Genomic DNA, 18,169 nt, shown 5'->3' with positions numbered 1-18,169 from the left:
GCGACAGACGAAGAACAGAACCAGGAAACACGATGGGAAAAATCACCGGCTTCATGGAACACGAACGCGTCGAGGAGGGTTACAGGCCCGTCGAGGAGCGCGTCAAGCACTACAAGGAATTTGTCATCGGCCTCGACGCGGAGCAGGCCAAGGTGCAGGGCGCGCGCTGCATGGACTGCGGCACGCCCTTCTGCAACAGCGGCTGCCCGGTCAACAACATCATTCCGGACTTCAACGACTTGGTCTACCGCGACGACTGGCAGAGCGCCTTCACGGTGCTGGACTCGACCAACAACTTTCCCGAGTTCACCGGCCGCATCTGCCCCGCACCGTGCGAGGCAGCCTGCGTGCTCAACGTGAACGACGACCCGGTCGGCATCAAGTCGATCGAGCACGCGATCATCGATCGCGCCTGGGAGGAGCAATGGGTCGCGCCGCGTCCGGCCAGGCACAAGACCGGCAAGAAGGTCGCGGTGGTGGGCTCCGGCCCGGCCGGCATGGCGGCCGCGCAGCAGCTCGCGCGCGTCGGCCACGATGTCACCTTGTTCGAGAAGAACGACCGCATCGGCGGCCTGCTGCGCTACGGCATCCCCGACTTCAAGATGGAGAAGATCCACATCGACCGCCGCATCGAGCAGATGAAGGCCGAGGGCGTGGTGTTCCGCACCGGCGTGGTGGTCGGCGCCGCCAAGGACCCGCTGGGCAAGGGCTCCAAGGTCATCAACTGGGCCAAGGAGACGGTGACGCCCGAGCAGCTCGACAAGGAATTCGACGCGATTGTCCTGACCGGCGGCGCCGAGCAGTCGCGCGACCTGCCGGTGCCCGGGCGCGATCTCGATGGCATCCATTTCGCGATGGAGTTCCTGCCGCAGCAGAACAAGGTCAATGCCGGCGACAAGGTCAAGGGCCAGATCCGCGCGGACGGCAAGCACGTGATCGTGATCGGCGGCGGCGACACCGGCTCCGACTGCGTGGGCACCAGCAACCGGCATGGTGCCGCCAGCGTCACCCAGTTCGAGCTGATGCCGCAGCCACCGGAGGAAGAGAACCGGCCGCTGACCTGGCCGTACTGGCCCTACAAGCTGCGCACCAGTTCTAGCCACGAGGAGGGCTGCGAGCGCGAGTTCGCGATCTCCACCAAGGAATTCATCGGCGAGAAGGGCAAGGTCACCGGGCTCAAGACCGTTCGCGTCGACTGGAAGGACGGCAAGCTGATCGAGGTGCCGGGCACCGAGACGGTGCTGAAGGCCGACCTGGTGCTATTGGCCATGGGCTTCGTGAGCCCCGTCGCCGGCGTGCTGGATGCCTTCGGCGTCGAGAAGGACGCCCGCGGCAACGCCAAGGCCAACGTCGACTTCGTCGGCGGCTATGCGACCAACGTTCCCAAGGTGTTTGCCGCCGGCGACATCCGGCGCGGGCAGTCGCTGGTGGTGTGGGCGATCCGCGAAGGGCGCCAGGCCGCCCGCGCGGTCGACGAGTTCCTGATGGGCTACAGCGACCTGCCGCGCTGAAGGTGCCGAAATGCTGAATTAGGCGGGGATTAGCCCCTTACTTCGGTGGATGGGCACGGCCTGTGCTTCATTTATCATGGATGACCACCGCGAGCCGGGGATGCCTCAGGCGCCCCGGCTTTTCTGTTGTCCATGAACCCACCCGAGTCCTCACTGGTTGAATTCCGCGACGTCCGTTTCGGTTACGGCGAACGCGCCATCCTCGACGGCGTCTCCTTCACCGTGCCCCGCGGCAAGGTGACGGCGCTCATGGGGGCTTCGGGCGGCGGCAAGACCACCGTGCTGCGCCTCGTCGGCGGCCAGGTGCGTGCGCAGCGCGGCGAGGTGCTGTTCGACGGCCAGGACATCGGCAGCATGGGCAGTGACCCGCTCTATGTCGCGCGTCGCCGCATGGGCATGCTGTTCCAGTTCGGCGCCCTGTTCACCGACATGAGCGTCTTCGACAACGTCGCCTTCCCCCTGCGCGAGCACACGCGCCTGCCCGAGGCGCTGGTGCGCGACATCGTGCTCATGAAGCTCGACGCCGTCGGCCTGCGCGGCGCGCGCCACCTGATGCCCAGCGAAGTCTCCGGCGGCATGGCGCGGCGGGTGGCGCTGGCCCGGGCGATCGCGCTCGACCCCGACCTCGTCATGTACGACGAGCCCTTCGCCGGCCTCGACCCGATCTCGCTGGGCACCGCCGCCCGCCTGATCCGCCAGCTCAACGACACACTGGGACTGACCAGCGTCGTGGTGTCGCACGACCTGGAAGAGACCTTTCGCATCGCGGACCACGTGATCATCCTCGCCAACGGCGGCATCGCCGCGCAGGGCCCGCCGGGAGAGGTGCGCCAGAGCAGCGATCCGCTGGTCCACCAGTTTGTCAACGCGCTGCCCGACGGCCCGGTCCATTTCCATTACCCGGGCATTCCGGTGGAGCAGGACTTCGGCAACAACGCGCACGGGGAGCGCGGATGAGCTGGTACAGGCCGGCCGACGTGGGCTTTGCCGTGCGCGGCAAGCTGGGCGATCTCGGCATGGGCGCGCGCCTGTTCCTGCGCCTCGCGCTGCGCGGCGCGGGCAGCCTGCGGCGCTTCGGCCTGGTCCGCGACCAGATCCATTTCCTTGGCAATTACTCGCTCGCCATCATCGCGGTCTCGGGCCTCTTCGTCGGCTTCGTGCTCGGGCTGCAGGGCTACTACACGCTGCAGCGCTACGGCTCGTCGGACGCCCTGGGCCTGCTGGTGGCGCTGAGCCTGGTGCGCGAGCTCGGCCCCGTGGTCTCGGCCTTGCTGTTCGCGGGCCGCGCCGGCACGTCGCTGACCGCGGAAATCGGCCTCATGAAGGCCGGCGAACAGCTCAGCGCCATGGAGATGATGGCGGTCGATCCGGTGCAGCGCATCCTGGCGCCGCGCTTCTGGGCTGGTGTCATCACGATGCCGCTGCTGGCAGCCGTGTTCAGCGCGGTCGGCGTGATCGGTGGCTGGGTGGTCGGCGTGCTGATGCTCGGCGTGGATCCGGGCGCGTTCTGGGGGCAGATGCAGGGCGGCGTCGACGTCTGGCGCGACGTGGGCAACGGCGTGGTCAAGAGCATCGTCTTCGGCTTCACCGTCACCTTCATCGCGCTGCTGCAGGGCTTCGAAGCCCAGCCGACGCCCGAAGGCGTGTCCCGTGCCACCACGCGCACCGTGGTCGTGGCCTCGCTCGCGGTGCTGGGGCTCGACTTCCTGCTGACCGCGATGATGTTCAGTATCTAGAAAGCAAAAGGCAAAAGGCACTCCATGCAACGTTCCAAGAATGACGTCTGGGTTGGCTTGTTCGTGCTTATCGGCGCGGCGGCGCTGCTGTTCCTCGCGCTCCAGTCCGCCAACCTGCTGAGCCTGAACTTCCAGAAGACCTATTCCGTCAATGCGCGTTTCGACAACATCGGCGGCCTGAAGCCGCAGACCGCGGTCAAGAGCGCGGGCGTGGTGGTCGGTCGTGTCGAATCGATCACGTTCGACGACAAGAATTTCCAGGCCAACGTCACGCTGGCGTTGCAGAGCCGTTACAGTTTCCCCAAGGACAGCTCCCTCAAGATCCTGACCAGTGGGCTGCTCGGCGAGCAGTACATCGGGATCGAGGCGGGGGCTGAGGAGAAGACCCTTCAAGCCGGCGACACCATCACCGCGACGCAGTCGGCCGTCGTGCTGGAGAACCTGATCGGACAGTTCCTCTACAGCAAGGCGGCCGAGGGCAGCACGCCCGCGGGCAACAGCAACAAGAAATGAAACCACGATCCCCCTTCGATTTGCCGCGCGTGCTCAGCGGCACCGCCTCGGCCCTGCGCTACCTTGGCGCCATTGCAGCGCTGGCGTTGGCCACCGGCTGCGCCTCGGGCCCCAGGGCCAATCCGGCCGATCCGCTCGAACCCTTCAACCGAGGTGTCATGCGCTTCAACGACGTCGTGGACGACGCCGTGCTGGTGCCGGCGGCGACGGCCTACCGCCGCGTGCTGCCTTCCTTCGTGCGTACGGGGGTCAACAATTTCTTCGGCAACCTTTCCGACGTGTGGAGTTTCGCCAACAGCGTGTTGCAGCTCAAGCTGGAGCACAGTGCCCAGACCTTCATGCGCGTGAACGTCAACACCGTCTTCGGGCTGGGCGGCCTGCTCGACGTCGCCACCGAGGCCGGCATCGATCGCCACTCCGAAGACTTCGGCCAGACCCTGGGCCGTTGGGGCGTTCCGAGCGGTCCGTACGTGGTGCTCCCATTGCTGGGTTCATCGACGGTGCGCGACACGGCGGCCCTCACGGTCGATCGGCAGGGCGACCTGCTGAACCAGATCCACGACATTCCGTGGCGCAACTCCTTCTACTTCGTTCGCGTGGTCGATTCGCGCTCGAACTTCCTGCGCGCCAGCCAACTGCTCGACAACGCGGCGCTCGACAAGTACACGTTCACGCGCGATGCCTATCTGCAGCGCCGAAAGAACGAGGTGCATGACGGGGACCTGCCGAACGACGGCAATTGACCGTGTATCCGGCGCTTGCATCCCGTTGCGCGCTTTGCACGGGGGCGGGAACCCCGTTGACAGGCCTCTGCTCCAATTCGTCACTGGCCCCAAGGGCTCGACATTTTCAACAAGGGAACCATCGATGATTCAGATCCTGCAACGACGCTCCGTGGCGCGGCTGATGCTCGCCGGCCTGCTGCTCGCGGGCGCCGCCGCCTTCGTGCGGCCGGTCCACGCCGCCGACGAGGCACCGGACGCGCTGGTCAAGCGCCTGTCGACCGACGTGCTCGAGACCATCAAGGCCGACAAGTCGATCAAGGCCGGCGACGTCAACAAGATCATGGTGTTGGTAGACACCAAGATCATGCCGAACGTCAACTTCCAGCGCATGACCGCCTCGGCCGTCGGCCCGGCATGGCGCCAGGCCACGCCCGAGCAGCAGCAGCGCCTGCAGGAAGAGTTCAAGAAGCTGCTGGTGCGCACCTACGCCGGCGCGCTCGACCAGGTCAGCGACCAGAGCGTTGTCGTGCGCCCCTTCCGCGGCTCGCCCGACGACAAGGAAGTGCTGGTGCGCACGGAAGTCCGCGGCAGCGGCGACCCGGTGCAGCTCGATTACCGGCTCGAGAAGACGCCCGGCGCGGCGGGCGGCTGGAAGATCTACAACCTCAACGTCCTGGGCGTTTGGCTGGTCGATACCTACCGCAGCCAGTTCGCGCAGGAGATCAACGCCAAGGGGATCGACGGCCTGATCGCTGCGCTGGCAGAGCGCAACAAGCGCAACGGCAAGAGCTGAACTTTCGATGCTGGTCCTGCCGCCCAAGCTCACGCACGACGAGGCGCCGGCCTGCGTGCTCATGCTGCGGCAGGGGCTCGCCGGGCAGGCCGCGTCGTCCACCGTGGTGGACGCGAGCGCGCTCGCACAGTTCGATTCCTCGGCGCTCGCGGTGCTGCTCGAATGCCGGCGCGAATCCAGTGCGCTGGGCCGCGGCTTCGCGGTAAAGGGCCTGCCGCCGCGCCTGCGGGAGCTCGCGTCGCTGTACGGCGTGGCGGGCCTCCTGCCCGCCGCGCCATGATCTAGCGCAGCAGTGGGCCGCCGTCAGGCCTTTGTCCCGCCCGAAAGCGGAAAAACGGCGGAGCCCTAAAATCGCGGGCTCCCATGTCTGCGATCTCCTTCCAATCGGTCTCCAAGACCTATCCTGGCTCGCGCCAGCAGCGTGCCGAGGGAAAACCTGGGCTGCGTGCGGTCGATGAGGTCACGTTCCAGATCGAGGAGGGCGAGTTCTTCGGTCTGCTCGGGCCCAACGGTGCCGGCAAGACCACGCTGATCAGCATGCTGGCCGGCCTGTCCAGGCCCACCGCGGGTGCCATCAGCGTCCACGGCTTCGATGTCCAGCGCGAGTACAGCCAGGCGCGCCGCAAGCTCGGGGTGGTGCCGCAGGAGCTGGTCTTCGACCCCTTCTTCAATGTGCGCGAGTCCCTGCGCATCCAGTCGGGCTACTTCGGCATCAAGAACAACGACGACTGGATCGACGAGCTGCTGAGCAGCCTCGGCCTGGCCGACAAGGCCGGCGCCAACATGCGCCAGCTCTCCGGCGGAATGAAGCGGCGCGTGCTGGTCGCCCAGGCACTGGTGCACAAGCCGCCCGTGATCGTGCTTGACGAGCCCACGGCCGGCGTCGATGTGGAACTGCGCCAGACCCTGTGGCAGTTCGTCGCCAAGCTCAACAAGCAGGGCAGCACGGTGCTGCTGACCACCCACTATCTCGAGGAGGCGGAGGCGCTGTGCCACCGCATCGCGATGCTCAAGCAGGGGCGGGTGATCGCGCTGGACCGCACCAGCGAGCTGCTGCGTTCGGCCGCCAGCAACGTGCTGCGTTTCAAGACCGACGGCATGCTGCCCTGGGAATTGGCCCGGCATGCGCGCATCACGGGTCGCATCGTGCAGCTGCCGGCGCAGAACGCACGCGAGGTCGAGCAATTGCTGGCGGCGATCCGCGAGGCCGGGCTCGACGTGGAAGATGTCGAGATGCGTAAGGCCGATCTCGAGGATGTCTTCATCGATCTGATGGCGGGCGAGCAGACGCCGCTGGAGGTCGCAAGATGAGCGCCGCGCCGGGCCGCCCCAAGCAAGCTCACGCCCCCTCGGGGGGCAGCGAGGACACGAAGTGCCGAGCGTGGGGGCTCTCATGATGGTTCACGCATTGGGTTGGCGCGCACTGCTCTACAAGGAAACGCTGCGCTTCTGGAAGGTCGGCTTCCAGACCGTCGGCGCGCCGGTGCTCACCGCGCTGCTCTACCTGATGGTCTTCGGCCATGTGCTGGAAGGCCGCGTCACGGTCTACGGCTCGGTCAGCTACACCGCCTTCCTGGTGCCGGGCCTGGTGATGATGAGCGTGCTGCAGAACGCTTTCGCGAACAGCTCGTCGTCCATCATCCAGAGCAAGATCATGGGCAACCTGGTCTTCATCCTGCTCACACCACTGTCGCATTGGGGCTGGTTCCTGGCCTACGTGGGTTCCTCCATCGTGCGCGGACTCGTGGTCGGGCTGGGCGTGTTCGCCGTGACGGCCTTCTTCGCCGTGCCGGGCTTCGTCGCGCCGTCGTGGATCGTGGTCTTCGCCTTCCTGGGCGCGGCCATCCTCGGCACGCTGGGCCTGATCGCCGGGCTCTGGGCCGAGAAGTTCGACCAGATGGCCGTGTTCCAGAACTTCCTGATCATGCCCATGACCTTCCTCTCGGGCGTGTTCTATTCAATTCATTCGCTGCCGCCCTTCTGGCAGACGGTGAGCCACCTGAACCCCTTCTTCTACATGATCGACGGCTTCCGCTACGGCTTCTTCGGCGTCAGCGACATCTCGCCATGGGTGAGCCTGGCCATCGTCGGCGGCGCCTGGCTGGTGGTGAGCGCGATCGCCGTCCATCTGCTGCGCATCGGCTACAAGATCCGGGGCTGACCCCTTCCAAGACATGACCGCCGAAGAGCTGCAATCCATCATCCAGGCCGGCCTGCCCTGCGAGCACATCGCGCTCGAGGGCGACGGCCGCCACTGGTACGCGACCATCGTGTCCACCGAGTTCGAGGGCAAGCGCGCGATCCAGCGACACCAGCGCGTGTACGCCACCCTGGGTGCCAAAATGCACACCGACGAAGTGCACGCGCTCTCGATGAAAACCTATACGCCCGCCGAATGGGCGGCTCAAAACTCCTAGTCGCTGGACCGTTCATGGACAAACTCCTGATTCGCGGCGGGCGCCAGCTCCGCGGCGAGGTACTCATTTCCGGCGCGAAGAACGCGGCCTTGCCGGAGCTCTGCGCGGCGCTCCTGAGCGACCGCGCCGTCACCCTGCACAACGTGCCGCGGCTCAACGACGTCACGACCATGCTCAAGCTGCTGCGCAACATGGGAGTGGCGGCCGAGCGCGACGACAACGGCACGGTGCGTCTCGACGCCGGTCCGCTGCACGCGCCCGAGGCGCCCTATGAACTGGTGAAGACGATGCGCGCGTCGGTGCTTGCGCTGGGCCCGTTGCTGGCCCGCTTCGGCAAGGCCCGGGTCTCGTTGCCGGGCGGCTGCGCCATCGGTTCGCGTCCGGTCGACCAGCACATCAAGGGCCTGCAGGCCATGGGTGCCGAGATCGTGGTCGAGCACGGCTACATGGTGGCGAGCATCGCGGGCGGCCGCCGGCGCCTGCACGGCGCGCGCATCACCACCGACATGGTGACCGTCACCGGAACCGAGAACTTCCTGATGGCCGCGGCGCTTGCCGACGGCGAGACCGTGCTGGAGAACGCCGCGCAAGAGCCCGAGATCACCGACCTGGCCGAGATGCTGATCGAAATGGGCGCGAAGATCGAAGGCCAGGGCACCAGCCGCATCCGTATCCAGGGCGTGGAGAAGCTGGGCGGCTGCATGCACCGCGTGGTGGCCGACCGCATCGAGGCCGGCACCTTCCTGTGCGCCGTGGCGGCCACCGGGGGCGAGGTGCTGCTGCGTCACGGCCGTGCCGACCACCTCGAGGCCGTGATCGAGAAGCTGCACGAAGCCGGCGTGCAGGTGGATGCGGTCGAACAGGGCATTCGCGTGCGCAGCCAGGGCCGCCTGAAGGCGCAGAGCTTCCGCACCACCGAGTACCCCGGCTTCCCGACCGACATGCAGGCCCAGTTCATGGCGCTCAACGTGATCGCCGAGGGCACCTCGACCGTGACCGAGACGATCTTCGAGAACCGCTTCATGCACGTGGACGAAATGCTGCGCCTGGGCGCCAAGATCCAGACCGACGGCAAGGTGGCGGTGATCGAGGGCGTGCGCCAGCTGTCGGCTGCCACGGTGATGGCGACCGACCTGCGCGCTTCCGCCAGCCTGGTGATTGCCGGCCTGGTGGCCGAGGGCGAAACCCTGGTCGACCGCATCTACCACCTGGACCGCGGCTACGACCGCATGGAAAGCAAGCTGCGCGGCCTGGGTGCCGACATCGAGCGCGTGGCCGGGCCGGCGGAGTACCAGCCGTGATCACGCTCGCGTTGTCCAAGGGCCGCATCTTCGACGAGACCCTGCCGCTGCTGGCCGCGGCTGGCATCGAGGTCAGCGAGGACCCGGAGAAATCGCGCAAGCTGATCCTCGCGACCACGCGCCCGGAGGTGCGCGTGGTGCTGGTGCGTGCATCGGACGTGCCCACCTACGTCCAGTACGGCGGCGCGGACCTGGGCGTGACCGGGCTGGACGTGCTGCTCGAACATGGCAACCAGGGCCTCTACCAGCCGCTGGACCTGCGCATCGCGACCTGCCGCCTGAGCGTGGCGGTGCGCGCCGATTACGACTACGCCTCGGCCGTGCGGCAGGGTTCGCGCATCAAGGTCGCGACCAAGTACGTCGGCCTGGCGCGCGAGTTCTTCGCCAGCAAGGGCGTGCACGTGGACCTGATCAAGCTCTATGGCAGCATGGAGCTGGCGCCACTCACCGGCCTGGCCGATGCCATCGTCGACCTGGTGTCGACCGGCAACACGCTCAAGGCCAATCACCTGGTCGAGGTCGAGCGCATCATGGACATCAGCGCGCGCCTGGTGGTCAACCAGGCCGCGCTCAAGCTCAAGCAGGCGCCCATCCGGCACATCATCGACGCCTTCGCCTCCGCCATTCCCTCCGCCTGACATGAAATGCCCCCACGCTCATCACTTCGTGTATCGCTGCCCCCCGAGGGGGCGCTCAGCGCCCTTCGGGCGGCCGGGCGGGCGCTGACATGAACGTGAAAGCCGCTCCCGCCCGTCTGTCGACCGCTTCTGCCGGCTTCGAAGCCGATTTCCAGGCGCGGTTGCACTGGTCGGCCGACACCGATGCCGCCATCGAACAGGTGGTGGCCGACATCCTGGCCGATGTGCGCCGGCGCGGCGACGCGGCCGTGCTCGACTACACACGGCGCTTCGATGGGTTGGAGGCCGAGTCGGTGCAGCAGCTGGAGCTGACGCAAGCGGACTTCAAGGCCGCCTTCGATTCGCTCCCTGCAGTGCAGCGCGACGCGTTGCGCATGGCGGCTGAGCGGATCCGCAGCTACCACGAGGCACAAAAGAAGGCCAGCGGCGAGAGCTGGAGCTATCGCGACGCCGACGGCACGCTGCTGGGCCAGAAGGTCACGCCTCTGGATCGCGTGGGCATCTATGTGCCGGGCGGCAAAGCGGCGTACCCGTCCAGCCTGTTGATGAACGCGATTCCCGCGCACGTGGCCGGCGTGGCCGAGATCATCATGGCCGTCCCGACGCCCGCCAAGGGGAGCGTCGCCACCGGGGGGGCGGGCAGCGAGGCGGCCGCTAAGGGCGAGCGCAATGTCCTCGTGCTCGCCGCCGCCCACGTCGCCGGCGTGACGCGCGCCTTCACCATCGGCGGCGCCCAGGCCGTGGGCGCGCTGGCCTACGGCACCGCGACCATCCCCGCGGTCGACAAGATCACCGGTCCCGGCAACGCCTATGTGGCTGCCGCCAAGCGGCGGGTGTTCGGCACCGTGGGCATCGACATGATCGCCGGGCCGAGCGAAATCCTGGTGCTGGCCGACGGCAGCACGCCCCCCGACTGGGTGGCGATGGACCTGTTCAGCCAGGCCGAGCACGACGAGCTCGCGCAAAGCATCCTGCTGTGCCCCGACGCGGCCTACATCGACCAGGTGCAACAGGAAATCGACCGCCTGCTGCCCTCGATGCCGCGCGCCGCGATCATCGCCGCCTCGCTCAACGGCCGCGGCGCGCTGATCCACACGAAGAGCATGGAAGAGGCCTGCGCGATCAGCAACCGCATCGCGCCCGAGCACCTGGAGGTCAGCAGCCGCGAGCCGCACCGCTGGGAGCCGCTGCTCAGGCACGCCGGCGCGATCTTCCTCGGCGCCTACACCAGCGAAAGCCTGGGCGACTACTGTGCCGGCCCCAACCACGTGCTGCCCACCAGCGGCACGGCGCGCTTCAGCTCGCCGCTGGGGGTCTACGACTTCCAGAAGCGCTCCAGCCTGATCGAGGTCAGCGAAGCGGGCGCGCAGCCGCTGGGCCGCATCGCCGTGACCTTGGCCGAAGGGGAGGGCCTGCAGGCGCACGCCGAGGCCGCCCGCATGCGCCTGCGTTGAGGGGTTCGGCATGGCGATCCTGACGCTTCGGCCACTCCGCTGCCTGGTGCTCCTGGGCCTGGTGGTCGCCGCTGCCGCCTGCCAGGCCATGAGCATTCGCGAGCTGCGCTTGCTCGAAGCCAACGAGAAGGATGGCAAGACCTACGCCAACTACTACCTGGTCGGCGTCCTCGAGGGCCTGCGCGAGGCCAGCGAGGCCGAGCAGCGCGCCGGGCAGAAGCCGCTGTTCTGCGTCAACGGCCGCCGGCTCGAACCCTCGATGGCGAGGACGCTCTACCAGACCGAACTGACGCGCAACGCCGACAGCTACGAGGCCGACATGCCGGTGCAACTGGTGCTCTCCGCCGCGCTGCGCAACAGCTACCGTTGCCCCTGAATCGAATGACCTCCGCTTCCGACGACACCACCCGGGCCCTGGGCCGAATCCGCGCCGATGTCCAGTCCATGCATGCCTATGCCGTGCAGGACGCGCGCGGCCTGCTCAAGCTCGATGCGATGGAGAACCCCTATGCCCTGCCCCCCGCGCTGCAGGCCGCGCTGGGCCAGCGCCTGGGCACCCTGGCACTGAACCGCTACCCGGGCCCGCGCAGCGGCGACCTCCAGAGCGCGCTGGCCGTCTACGCCGGCCTGCCCGAGGGCTTCGGGCTGATGCTCGGCAACGGCTCCGACGAGCTGATCTCGCTGCTCGCCATGGCCTGCGACCTGCCCGGAGCGGCCATCCTGGCGCCGGAGCCCGGCTTCGTGATGTACGCGATGAGCGCCCAATTGCAGGGCTTGCGCTTCGTCGGCGTGCCGCTCACCGCCGATTTCGAGCTCGACGAGGCCGCCATGCACGCGGCCATTGCGCGCGAGAAGCCGGCCATCGTCTACCTGGCCTATCCCAACAATCCGACTGCCAACCTGTGGGACGACGTCGTGATCGAGAAGATCGTCGAGGCCCAGCGCGCGCAGGGCGGCCTGGTCGTCATCGACGAGGCCTACCAGCCCTTCGCGGCCCGCAGCTACATCGACCGGGCGGCGCGTCATGGCCATGTGCTGCTGATGCGCACCCTCAGCAAGTTCGGCCTGGCGGGGGTCCGGCTGGGTTACATGATGGGGCCGCAGGCGCTGATCGCCGAGGTCGACAAGGTGCGTCCGCCCTACAACATCAGCGTGCTCAACTGCGAGTGCGCGCTCTTCGCGCTGGAGCATGCCGAGGTGTTCGCGGAGCAGGCGGCCCGGATCCGCGAAGGGCGTGCCCGCATCTTCGAGGTGCTGGCCGGCCTTCCAGGCGTCAGGAGCTGGCCCAGCGACGCCAACATGATCCTGGTGCGCGTGCCGGACGCGGCCAGGACCTTCGAAGGGATGAAGTCCCGCGGGGTGCTGGTCAAGAACGTTTCTAGAATGCACCCATTGCTCGCGAACTGCCTGCGCCTGACGGTCGGAACCGCCGAAGAGAATGCGCAGATGCTCGCGGCCCTCGAAGCCTCGCTATGAACACCCCCAAGGCCCCTGAAGCAGTCGTCGCCGCCGCCGCGCGGACGGCCTCCGTCACGCGCAACACGGCCGAGACGAAGATCTCGGTCGCGCTCAACCTCGACGGCACCGGCCGCTCGAAGCTCTCGACCGGCATCGGCTTCTTCGACCACATGCTCGACCAGATCGCGCGCCACGGCCTGATCGACCTCGAGATCGAATGCCAGGGCGACCTGCACATCGACGGCCACCACACGGTGGAGGATGTGGGCATCACCCTGGGCCAGGCCGTGGCCAAGGCGGTCGGCGACAAGAAGGGCATCCGCCGCTACGGCCACGCCTACGTGCCGCTGGACGAGGCCCTCAGCCGCGTGGTGATCGACTTCTCCGGCCGGCCCGGCCTGGTGATGCACGTGCCCTTCACCAGCGGCATGATCGGCGGCTTCGACAGCCAGCTCACCTACGAGTTCTTCCAGGGCTTCGCCAACCACGCCTTCGTCACCCTGCACATCGACAACCTCAAGGGCGTCAATGCGCATCACCAGTGCGAGACGGTCTTCAAGGCCTTCGCGCGGGCGCTGCGGGCCGCGCTCGAGCTCGATCCGCGCTCGGCCGGCGTCGTTCCTTCGACCAAGGGTTCACTCTGAACAGCAGCAAGAACACCGTTGCGGTCGTCGACTACGGCATGGGCAACCTGCGTTCCGTGTCGCAGGCGGTCCAGCATGCGGCCGACCAGGTCGGGGTCGAGGTTTTCGTGACGGCCGACCCCGAGGTGGTGCGCCGCGCCACCCGCGTGGTGCTGCCGGGGCAGGGCGCCATGCCCGACTGCATGCGCGAGCTGCGCGACTCCGGCCTGCAGGAGTCGGTGCTGGAGGCGGCGGCTTCCAAGCCCCTGTTCGGCGTCTGCGTGGGCATGCAGATGCTGCTGTCGGCGAGCGACGAAGGCCCGACCGAAGGCCTGGGCCTCATCCCGGGCCGGGTCCTGAAGTTCGAGCTGGCCGGCCGCACCCAGCCCGACGGCAGCCGCTACAAAGTGCCGCAGATGGGCTGGAACCAGGTGCTGCAGACCCGCCCGCACCCCGTGTGGGCAGGCGTGCCGGACGGCAGCTACTTCTACTTCGTGCACAGTTTCTACGCACGGCCGGCCGATGCTCTCCACAGCGCGGGCGAGGCCGAATACGGCGAGCGCTTTACCGCCGCCATTGCACGCGATAATATTTTTGCAACCCAGTTCCATCCCGAGAAGAGTGCGGACCATGGGTTGCAGCTGTACAGAAACTTTCTCCACTGGAATCCCTGAAGCAGTTTTTCGCTGCGCTTCATCGCTCGCGCTCCGCGCAATCCCGCACCATGCTCCTTATTCCTGCGATTGATCTCAAGGATGGCCACTGCGTTCGCCTCAAGCAAGGCGACATGGACCAGTCCACCACCTTCAGCGAGGACCCGGCCGCCATGGCACGCCAGTGGATCGAGGCCGGTGCGCGGCGGCTGCACCTGGTCGACCTCAACGGCGCCTTCGCGGGCAAGCCGCAGAATCACGCCGCGATCAAGGCGATCCTGCGGGAGGTGGGCGACGACATCCCGGTGCAGCTCGGCGGGGGCATCCGCGACCTCGACACCATCGAGCGCTACATCGACGACGGCCTGCGCTACGTGATCATCGGAACCGCCGCGGTCAAGAACCCCGGCTTCCTGAAGGACGCCTGCAGCGCCTTCGGCGGTCACATCATCGTCGGTCTCGACGCCAAGGACGGCAAGGTCGCCACCGACGGCTGGAGCAAGCTCACCGGCCACGAGGTCGCCGACCTGGGCAAGAAGTTCGAGGACTACGGCGTCGAGTCGATCATCTACACCGACATCGGCCGCGACGGCATGCTCTCGGGCATCAACATCGATGCCACCGTCAAGCTCGCGCAAGCGCTCACCATCCCGGTGATCGCCTCCGGCGGGCTCTCGAACATGGCCGACATCGACAAGCTCTGCGCCGTGGAGGCCGATGGCGTCGAGGGGGTGATCTGCGGGCGCGCGATCTATTCGGGCGACCTGGACTTCGCCGCGGCGCAGGCGCGGGCCGACGAGCTGGCTGAGCAGTAGTTCTGCGACCAGGCGTCGCGCACGCCGCCAGCCGTTCGAACAGGGCACGCATTGCGTGCCCTTTTCTTTTTCCGCAGCCGTCGAGGGCATGGACGTCCCGTGCCCTCCGCACGGCGAATGAATTCTCGCTTTTTGTCGCTTCAGTCTGATTGCGCCGCCCTGAATTCCTAGCATTCCCTGGCCGCTGATCCCTCGGGTTCCAAGAACTGCGGCCTGAACTTCCGGCTTGTATGCGGAGGAGCATGGCCTCGCTCAGGTGGCATCGCCCGCCACGTGCGCCACGCGCGCGTGGATCCCTGAACGAGCCGCGAATCCCCATGAACAGAACGCATCGCAGCCTTTGGAACCCCGCTCTAGGCGCCTGGGTTGCCGCTCCCGAGAACACCCTTTCGCGAGGCAAGCGCAGCGGCATCGCGCGGGTTTCGGCGCTGACGGCCGCCATCTTGTGCGCCGGTATGCCCGGCGCCTATGCGTGTACCGCAGGCAGCACCACCGAACTGGCCGCCTGCATCGCGGGGACCGCCACGGTCATCGATCTGACCGCGTCCATCACGCTGAGCGCGCACCTGCCGGTGGTAGAGCGCGTCGGGACCTTGACCATCAACGGTCACGGCTTCACGCTCGACGGCGCGGGGCAATTCCGGGGCTTCTTCATTGGCTCGGGCACCACCACTGTCAATGAGCTGACCATGCGGAACCTGCGTGCCCAGGGAGGGCAAGGCGGGCGGAGCGTCACCCCGGGCGGCGGCGGCATGGGCGCGGGCGGCGCGGTGTTCGTGGCCACCGGGGCTGGGGCGAACTTGAACGATGTGCTCATCGTTGGCAACAACGCGATCGGTGGTGCAGGCGGCACGATCTATGACGCCGGCGGTGGCGGTGGCGGTGGCATGGGTGGCAATGGGGGGGAATCCGGAGGCAGCTCGCTCGGCCGCGGAGGCGGTGGCTTGTTCGACGATGGGTCCGCCGACGGCAACGGCGGTGGACCGAATGGCGGCGCAGGAGGCAACGTGGACACCGGCGAAAACGGCGGCGCCTACAGTGGCGGCGGCGGTGCTGACAACACGGGCGGAAACGGTGGCCTGGGCGGTGGCGGTGGCGGTGCCGGCCGTCTCACTTCGGAGGTTTACAGGGGGGGCGACGGAGGCTTTGGCGGCGGCGGCGGCGGCGGTAGGTCGGGGGGAGCTGGGGGTTTTGGCGGCGGCGGCGGCGGCAACTATGATCGCGCGACGGAAGGCGCCGGCTTCGGCGGCGGCAATGGCGAATATCTCAGCGGCGGCGGCGGCGCAGGCATGGGCGGCGCCATCTTCGTCATGCATGGTGGCTCGCTCACCTTGGGGGGCAGCACCGAGGTGCGCGACAACAGCGTGGGGGGCGGGCAAGGCGGGCGGCCAGGCGATTCGCAAGACGGCTCTTTCTTCGGCAGCGGCATCTTCATGCAGGGCACGAGCAGCACGCTGGCCTTCGCGCCTGGAGCAGGCGACACGCAGACCGTGGCCGACGCGATCGCAGACCAGACCGGCTCCGGCGGCACCGGCGCCAACGCAGGCAGCATCGGCCTGGCCAAGAGAGGCGATGGACGCCTGGTTCTCTCCGGCCGCAACACCTACAGCGGCGGCACCACCGTCACCGGCGGCACGCTGTCGATCTCCTCGGACGAGAACCTCGGCGCGGCAACGGCCCCGCTGACCCTCGATGGCGGCACGCTGCAGAACACCGCCGCCGTCACGACAGCGCGTGCCATCACCATCGGCAGTGCCGGAGGCGGCTTCCAGACCGACGCCGACCTGACTTCCACCGGGTCCATCTCGGGCGCGGGCGGCGTGACCAAGACCGGCACCGGCACCCTGGTTCTCGCCGGCCCCAACAGCTACTCCGGCGCGACAACCATCAGCCGAGGCACTCTGCGAGCCGGAGCGGCCAACACCTTCAGCACGGCCAGCGCGGTAACGCTTGGTGGCGGCGCCACGCTGGACCTCAACAACTTCAGCCAGACCATCGGCAGCCTCGCCGGGTTCGGCTTCGTGACCCTGGGTACCGGCACGCTGACGACAGGAGGCGACAACAGCAGCACCACCTTCAGCGGTGTGATGTCGGGAAGCGGCGGCCTGATCAAGATCGGAACGGGAACGCTGACCCTGGACCGCGACAGCACCCACACCGGAGGGGTCACGATCAACGCAGGCACGGTGCGTCTGGACAACAGCCCCTTCGGTCTGGGCGCCAGCAGCGCCACCGCCACGGTGAACAGCGGCGGCACCCTGGACCTGGGCGGGCAGTATGGGGTAGCGCAACACGTCAACCTGATGGGCGGCACGCTGACCAGCAGCACCGGCGAGGCCCTGCTCCGGGGCGCCGTCACCCTGGGCACGGGAGGCACCAACACCATCGGCAGCGACGGCTCCGGCCTGATCCTGGAAGGCGCCGTCGGCGGCGGCAGCGTCACCATCGCCGGCACGGGCAGGGTCTACTACCGGGCTGCCAACACCTACACCGGGACGACGACCATCAACGCCGGCGCGGTCCTGGATACCGCGGCGTCCGGGATCCAAAGCGGCAGCGGCATCATCAACAACGGCACGCTGTGGTTCGAACAAGCCTCGCGCGGCGCCGTCGCCCAGGACATCAGCGGCGACGGTGAGCTGGTCAAGTTCGGCCAGGGTACCTTGACGCTCAGCGGCGCCAACACCTACGGCGGCGGCACTTTCGTCGAAGAGGGCACGCTGGCGATCTCCGAAGACCGCAACCTGGGTGCGCCCTCGGGCCTGCTGTCCCTCAATGGCGGCGCGCTGCAGAACATCGCGCCAATCACGACACCGCGCGACATCACCATCGGAGTCTTCGACGGCGGTTTTTGGACCGACGCCGACCTGACGTCCACCGGCGTCATCTCGGGGGAAGGCTACCTGTTCAAGACCCGCAGGGGCACCCTGACCCTCACCGGCACCAACACCTACAGTGGCGACACCACGGTCCTGCAAGGCACCTTGTCCATTTCCAGGGACGAGAACCTGGGCGACGCCTCGGGTCGGCTCAATCTCGATGGTGGAACCATGCTGCGCACCACCGGCGCCTTCGCCACTGCGCGAAGGATCGTTTTAGGCGAGGGCAGCATCGCCTTTCACACGGACGCCGATCTCACGGCCAGTGGCGTCGTCAGCGGCGACGGTTCCCTCATCAAGATCGGCCCCGGCACCTTGACGCTCAGCGGCACCAACACCTACCGCGGAGGCACCGCCATCGCCGAAGGGACGCTGTCGATCGCCCAAGACCGCAACCTGGGCCGGGCCTCGACGCCCCTGGTCCTCGATGGCGGCACGCTGCGCACCACCGGCGCCTTCGCCACCGCGCGCAGAGTCAACCTCGACAGCGACGGCGGTACCCTGCAGACTGATGCCGACCTCACGGCGAGCGGCACCGTCAGCGGCGTGGGGGGCCTCACCAAGACCGGCGCTGGGACGCTGACCCTCACCGGCGAGAACAGCTACAGCGGCGGCACCGACCTCAAGCAAGGCGGCATTGCCGTCGGCAACAA

General features: G+C 67.7%; 19 protein-coding genes. All 19 read left to right on the top strand.

The annotated features are described in order from the left end of the window. Positions 1-32: 32 nt before the first annotated feature. Positions 33-1,511 carry a glutamate synthase subunit beta gene (locus ACMGEZ_RS22535; protein ID WP_436824504.1) on the top strand — a complete coding sequence of 493 codons (1,479 nt, stop codon included), beginning with the start codon at positions 33-35 and terminating at the stop codon, positions 1,509-1,511. Between the two features lie 132 nt (positions 1,512-1,643). Then, complete coding sequence (locus tag ACMGEZ_RS22530; RefSeq protein WP_436824503.1) at positions 1,644-2,468, top strand: ABC transporter ATP-binding protein; 825 nt, start codon at positions 1,644-1,646, stop codon at positions 2,466-2,468. Continuing rightward, complete coding sequence (gene mlaE, locus ACMGEZ_RS22525; RefSeq protein WP_436824502.1) at positions 2,465-3,247, top strand: lipid asymmetry maintenance ABC transporter permease subunit MlaE; 783 nt, start codon at positions 2,465-2,467, stop codon at positions 3,245-3,247. The genes ACMGEZ_RS22530 and mlaE overlap by 4 nt, the downstream gene beginning before the upstream one ends. Positions 3,248-3,271: 24 nt before the next feature. Further along, positions 3,272-3,760, top strand: a complete 489-nt coding sequence (gene mlaD, locus ACMGEZ_RS22520) for an outer membrane lipid asymmetry maintenance protein MlaD (RefSeq protein ID WP_436824501.1) — start codon at positions 3,272-3,274, stop codon at positions 3,758-3,760. Next, entirely contained in the window at positions 3,757-4,503 is a 747-nt protein-coding gene (locus tag ACMGEZ_RS22515) for an MlaA family lipoprotein (protein WP_436824500.1), read from the top strand. Before mlaD ends, ACMGEZ_RS22515 begins: the two co-directional genes overlap by 4 nt. A 163-nt stretch (positions 4,504-4,666) precedes the next feature. Beyond that, positions 4,667-5,278 (top strand): MlaC/ttg2D family ABC transporter substrate-binding protein, encoded by a 612-nt coding sequence (locus ACMGEZ_RS22510; RefSeq protein ID WP_436824596.1) that lies wholly within the window; start codon positions 4,667-4,669, stop codon positions 5,276-5,278. A gap of 7 nt (positions 5,279-5,285) precedes the next feature. After that, positions 5,286-5,558 (top strand): STAS domain-containing protein, encoded by a 273-nt coding sequence (locus ACMGEZ_RS22505; RefSeq protein WP_436824499.1) that lies wholly within the window; start codon positions 5,286-5,288, stop codon positions 5,556-5,558. A gap of 83 nt (positions 5,559-5,641) precedes the next feature. Further along, positions 5,642-6,589, top strand: a complete 948-nt coding sequence (locus tag ACMGEZ_RS22500; RefSeq protein ID WP_436824498.1) for an ABC transporter ATP-binding protein — start codon at positions 5,642-5,644, stop codon at positions 6,587-6,589. Between the two features lie 85 nt (positions 6,590-6,674). After that, positions 6,675-7,439 (top strand): ABC transporter permease, encoded by a 765-nt coding sequence (locus tag ACMGEZ_RS22495; RefSeq protein ID WP_436824595.1) that lies wholly within the window; start codon positions 6,675-6,677, stop codon positions 7,437-7,439. A gap of 13 nt (positions 7,440-7,452) precedes the next feature. Continuing rightward, complete coding sequence (locus ACMGEZ_RS22490) at positions 7,453-7,695, top strand: BolA family protein (RefSeq protein ID WP_436824497.1); 243 nt, start codon at positions 7,453-7,455, stop codon at positions 7,693-7,695. A 14-nt stretch (positions 7,696-7,709) separates the two neighbouring features. Next, complete coding sequence (murA, locus tag ACMGEZ_RS22485; protein WP_436824496.1) at positions 7,710-8,996, top strand: UDP-N-acetylglucosamine 1-carboxyvinyltransferase; 1,287 nt, start codon at positions 7,710-7,712, stop codon at positions 8,994-8,996. Continuing rightward, positions 8,993-9,634, top strand: coding sequence for an ATP phosphoribosyltransferase (gene hisG, locus ACMGEZ_RS22480; RefSeq protein WP_436824495.1), 642 nt, complete (start codon positions 8,993-8,995; stop codon positions 9,632-9,634). The genes murA and hisG overlap by 4 nt, the downstream gene beginning before the upstream one ends. 89 nt (positions 9,635-9,723) lie before the next feature. After that, a complete protein-coding gene (gene hisD, locus ACMGEZ_RS22475) occupies positions 9,724-11,088 on the top strand; it encodes a histidinol dehydrogenase (RefSeq protein ID WP_436824494.1) in 1,365 nt (454 codons plus the stop codon). Positions 11,089-11,098: 10 nt separating this feature from the next. Further along, positions 11,099-11,464 carry a hypothetical protein gene (locus tag ACMGEZ_RS22470; protein WP_436824493.1) on the top strand — a complete coding sequence of 122 codons (366 nt, stop codon included), beginning with the start codon at positions 11,099-11,101 and terminating at the stop codon, positions 11,462-11,464. 5 nt (positions 11,465-11,469) lie between these two features. Beyond that, the gene (gene hisC, locus ACMGEZ_RS22465) at positions 11,470-12,564 is read left to right on the top strand and encodes a histidinol-phosphate transaminase (protein ID WP_436824492.1); all 1,095 of its coding nucleotides are present in this window, start codon (positions 11,470-11,472) and stop codon (positions 12,562-12,564) included. After that, positions 12,561-13,190 carry an imidazoleglycerol-phosphate dehydratase HisB gene (hisB, locus tag ACMGEZ_RS22460; protein WP_436824491.1) on the top strand — a complete coding sequence of 210 codons (630 nt, stop codon included), beginning with the start codon at positions 12,561-12,563 and terminating at the stop codon, positions 13,188-13,190. Before hisC ends, hisB begins: the two co-directional genes overlap by 4 nt. Further along, positions 13,187-13,843 (top strand): imidazole glycerol phosphate synthase subunit HisH, encoded by a 657-nt coding sequence (gene hisH, locus ACMGEZ_RS22455; protein ID WP_436824594.1) that lies wholly within the window; start codon positions 13,187-13,189, stop codon positions 13,841-13,843. Before hisB ends, hisH begins: the two co-directional genes overlap by 4 nt. Positions 13,844-13,893: 50 nt before the next feature. Then, positions 13,894-14,637 (top strand): 1-(5-phosphoribosyl)-5-[(5-phosphoribosylamino)methylideneamino]imidazole-4-carboxamide isomerase, encoded by a 744-nt coding sequence (gene hisA / locus ACMGEZ_RS22450; RefSeq protein WP_436824490.1) that lies wholly within the window; start codon positions 13,894-13,896, stop codon positions 14,635-14,637. A gap of 317 nt (positions 14,638-14,954) precedes the next feature. Then, the coding region (locus ACMGEZ_RS22445) for an ESPR domain-containing protein (protein WP_436824489.1) at positions 14,955-18,169 on the top strand (3,215 nt) is incomplete at its 3' end.

It is taken from the genome of Variovorax stachyos (assembly GCF_051400855.1).
Lineage (GTDB): Bacteria > Pseudomonadota > Gammaproteobacteria > Burkholderiales > Burkholderiaceae_C > Variovorax.
This window is presented reverse-complemented; position numbering and strand designations above follow the sequence as displayed.